A 3,563-nucleotide genomic window follows, 5' to 3' on the forward strand; every position below is an offset into this window, starting at 1 on the left:
TTTCAAAGAGACGATGCCCCCCTCTTGCGCCACCAGTCCCCCGCGGGGGACGGGGCGCAGTGCGATGAGCCCCGAGTCAAATGGCAGGTAATACAATAGTCATCGCAACCGGGGGATGCCATAGCGGTGGGGGCAAAACCCAAAAGAGCGTCAGCGATTATGAGGTTTTCTACAGAGCAGAAAATCCCAAACACATTTCATCTCCCCTGCCAAAATGCAGTACCAGGTATCATGAAGTACGAGATCATTGGTGACAACCTCCAGATGGTAAAGATCAGCCTCCAGCCGGGCGAAGGGATCTATGCAGAAGCCGGTTCGATGGTGAACATGACCGGCTCGTTCTCCATGGAGAGCCAGCTCAAGGGGGGCATCATCTCCGGCATCAAGCGGGCAGTCACGGGCGAGTCCCTCTTCCTCTCGCGGTTCGGGGCCACGAAAGAACCCGGCTTTGTCTCGTTTGCCGGCACCATGCCGGGTAAGATCTTCCCGGTCTCAATCGCACCGGACCGGGAGTTCATCGCCCAGAAAGACTCGTTCCTCTGCTGCGAAGAGACAGTAGAGCTCGATATCGCGTTCACCGATAAGATCCGGGCCGGGCTCTTTGGCGGCGAAGGCTTCATCCTGCAGCGCATGACCGGGCAGGGCACGGTCTTCCTCCACTGCTGCGGGGACATCATCCAGATGAGCTTACAGCCCGGTGAGGTCGTGAAAGTCCAGACCGGCCTTGTGGTCGGGTTCGACAAGACGGTCAGCTACGATATCGCGCTTGCCGGCGGGATCACCACCGCGCTCTTTGGCGGCGAGGGGCTCTTTGTCACCACCCTTACCGGACCCGGGAACGTGGTCCTCCAGTCGATGGATATCGCAAAACTTGCGGCCTGTATCATCCCGTTCCTTCCCAAACCGGACGTGAAGGCCGGGCCGGTCTGAATAAATATGGTTTTTTCACCCGGTTTTTTCTTTTTTGGATCGTATTTTCTGCACTAACTACACTGAAGAAGCAGACATGAACATTTAAGATTCACACCAGAATCATAATAATCAGTGAGGTTTCCCCGCCTCAGGGCCTCTCCGAGGCACGGCGGGGCAGGAAAATTTTTTACAAATGGCTTACGGTCAATGATCCGCCGCGGGGGCGCCCCGTTGGGGGCGGCGGCTTCTATCGTTTCCGGGGGTATGGGGGTTTCAACCCCCATCATAATGCCTGAAACGCACGATTTTCAAAAAAATTCTTGACAGTGATTCTCCAGAGCTTATTTTTCCGGATCACTTCTTCTCTGCTGCAGCCCACCCGAGCCTCTCAAGCAGGTAGCGGGTCTCGTCCTCTGCCTTAAACCCCGGGCTCCGGGGCTGGACCACGAGCGTGATCGCGTCTTTTAAGGGAATGTTCTTTCCTTTCATCTTGCAGAGGGTATAGTCCCCGTTGAACCGCTTGAGGGCCTTCACGAACGCATCGAGGATCTTCTTCCGGTCCTTGAGATCTGTCTTCCGGAGTTTCATGAGGTGCTCGAAGATCGAGACATCGATGAGCGTGCTTGCCATCCAGCCGATCTCGCAGGTATACCCGAAGATCCAGGCAATGTGCGAATTCTTTGTCGTCGAGATGAAGTCGTCGATATTGTTGCCCACGCTGCAGGAGCCGATCAGGACTCCTTCGATATTGGAGTAGTTTGCCGCACTCCTGACCGCCTTGAACATTGCCGGCAGCTTCATACCGGTCTTTGCCTTGAGACCCCCGATCCGCTTTCCCGTGCCATGGGCAGCAACATACAGGAAGAGGCGGTCTTCCCGGGTGTTGGTCAGGTCGTCCTCGAGCGCCCTGCGGAACCCGGTCTTCTCATAGAAGTTCGCATAATAGATGTTGAAATCCCCACGATAACTTTCAAGACCTTCCAGGAAGAGGAGGACTGACGGGCGCTTGGGTTTCTGCTCCGGCGTCCACCAGAGTCCTTCGATAACAAGCAGGGCGGTACTGGACAAAAAGATCACGCTGGTGCCAATTATGGCAAAAAAGGAGATGGCTCCAAATGCCATAAACCTTTGTGGTCGTGACGGCATACAAAGGGATAAATCCCGGCGGGCAGATGCTGTTTCTGATATCAGGTACCGGCAGATAGGGGAGAAGAGATCCTGCCGGTAACGTAACAGAAATGATAGCCATGGACGAGAACGACACACACACTACCCGGGATAAAACGTCGCAGGATTCCTGCGCAACAGATACTCCTGCCGATCCGTTCGCATGCGAAGTCCCGACCGGCATGACGCTCGAAGGCATTATTGCCCTGACCGACGAGCTCGCGCACCTCAACGAGCTGGTCGTGCTGCACGTTGAAAAGGCCGGGGGGTTCACCTGCCAGGCTTCTTATTTTACCATTGTCACACCGGTGCTCGATATGCTGGAAGTGGAGATCCGGTTCCGGTACCGGTCCGGCATGTCAAGGGACCAGATGAAACTGATCGTCCAGGACTGGATTGACAAGGAGATTGCTGAACTCAGGGGCCGCAACCCGGCCGGTGTGCATGCACCAGGTCCGGAAAAAAACTCCGGAAAAGAACCGGTAAACTCTCCTGGCAAAAAGGGATAGTACAAAAGGGGACGGGTCAGATCAGCCCGGTGAAAAACATCCACATGTTGTGGACACCGGTAGTAATCACGTACCCGGGATCGATCTTGAGCAGCGGGAAGACGAAGATGAAGTAGAGGATGGTCCCAAGGATACTCCCCACATTGGCAAGTGCTGCGACCAGCACCACCTTGAAAAGCGGTATCTTTGCCATATCGGAAAGGGACTCGGTCTCGTAGATCTTCCGGAAATCCGTAAGCGGGGGCTTCCTGACCCGGGCTTCCACGTACGCGGCTATCCATCCCGCGTGGAGCATCGGGTTGAGCGAGGTCATCCACGCCACGCAGAAGCAGGTGAGCGCTGAATAGGGATGCCCCCCGGCAGCAAGGGTGAAGAGGGCTGCGAGCGTGCCGTGGATGATCACCCAGAAAAGGAACGCGTAGAGCAGGACGTTCCAGCCGACACCGGAGAAGGCGATCGCGGCAAGCAGGAATGCAAAGAGGAAGGTGACGACAAAACCGAAGACCTTCGCCCAGGGAAATGATTTTGGTTCGCGTACCAGGGAATCAAAGGGTGGAAGCGACACCGGGTTGTCAAGGTAGTTCGTGATGCCCTGGCGGTGGCCGGCCCCGACAACGGCCAGCACACGCCCTTCCGGCCGCTGGACCTTGAGAAGGATAAGCTGGTGGGCAATGAACGCGTCCCGTTCGTCAATGAGTGTCCTGGCACCATTGGGTGAGAACTTCCGGAACTCTTCCATGACCATGTCGATCACGTCCTGATCCTTGAGCGACTCGATATCGATCTTTTCGCCGTTGTCAACCTCGGCAATAGAGATGATCAGGGCCCAGAACATCTTTATCTTCTCAAAAAATCCAAGTGAATTCCAGAACCGCAGGAGCGTAACCCGAATGTCCCGGTCCACGAGGCCTATCGGGATGCCCCGCTTCTCGGCTTCCTCAATGGCTGCCTTCATCTCCGCGCCGGGCTCGACAC

4 protein-coding genes are annotated in these 3,563 nt (G+C 55.9%); 2 read left to right on the plus strand and 2 right to left on the minus strand.

The window, feature by feature from the left end; genetic code table 11:
• Positions 1–231 precede the first annotated feature (231 nt).
• A complete protein-coding gene (locus WBL42_RS01630; RefSeq protein ID WP_424719522.1) occupies positions 232–930 on the plus strand; it encodes a TIGR00266 family protein in 699 nt (232 codons plus the stop codon).
• Positions 931–1,266: 336 nt separating this feature from the next.
• Here the strand turns inward: WBL42_RS01630 and WBL42_RS01635 are convergent, their stop codons facing one another.
• Positions 1,267–2,034 (minus strand): hypothetical protein, encoded by a 768-nt coding sequence (locus tag WBL42_RS01635; RefSeq protein WP_424719523.1) that lies wholly within the window; start codon positions 2,032–2,034, stop codon positions 1,267–1,269.
• 116 nt (positions 2,035–2,150) lie between these two features.
• Between WBL42_RS01635 and WBL42_RS01640 the strand changes: the two genes are divergently transcribed.
• The gene (locus tag WBL42_RS01640; protein WP_424719524.1) at positions 2,151–2,588 is read left to right on the plus strand and encodes a hypothetical protein; all 438 of its coding nucleotides are present in this window, start codon (positions 2,151–2,153) and stop codon (positions 2,586–2,588) included.
• A 16-nt stretch (positions 2,589–2,604) separates the two neighbouring features.
• On the opposite strand, the gene WBL42_RS01645 is transcribed toward WBL42_RS01640, so the two are convergent.
• On the minus strand, positions 2,605–3,563 hold a 959-nt coding region (locus WBL42_RS01645), incomplete at its 5' end, for a TraB/GumN family protein (RefSeq protein WP_424719525.1).

The organism is Methanoregula sp., from assembly GCF_049686655.1.
Classification (GTDB): Archaea; Halobacteriota; Methanomicrobia; order Methanomicrobiales; family Methanospirillaceae; genus Methanoregula.

Excerpts from the sequence above, each read along its gene's own strand:
- WBL42_RS01630 (WP_424719522.1), top strand. The coding sequence starts at position 232 with ATGAAGTACGAGATCATTGGTGACAACCTCCAGATGGTAAAGATCAGC.
- WBL42_RS01635 (WP_424719523.1), bottom strand. The coding sequence starts at position 2,034 with ATGGCATTTGGAGCCATCTCCTTTTTTGCCATAATTGGCACCAGCGTG.
- WBL42_RS01640 (WP_424719524.1), top strand. The coding sequence starts at position 2,151 with ATGATAGCCATGGACGAGAACGACACACACACTACCCGGGATAAAACG.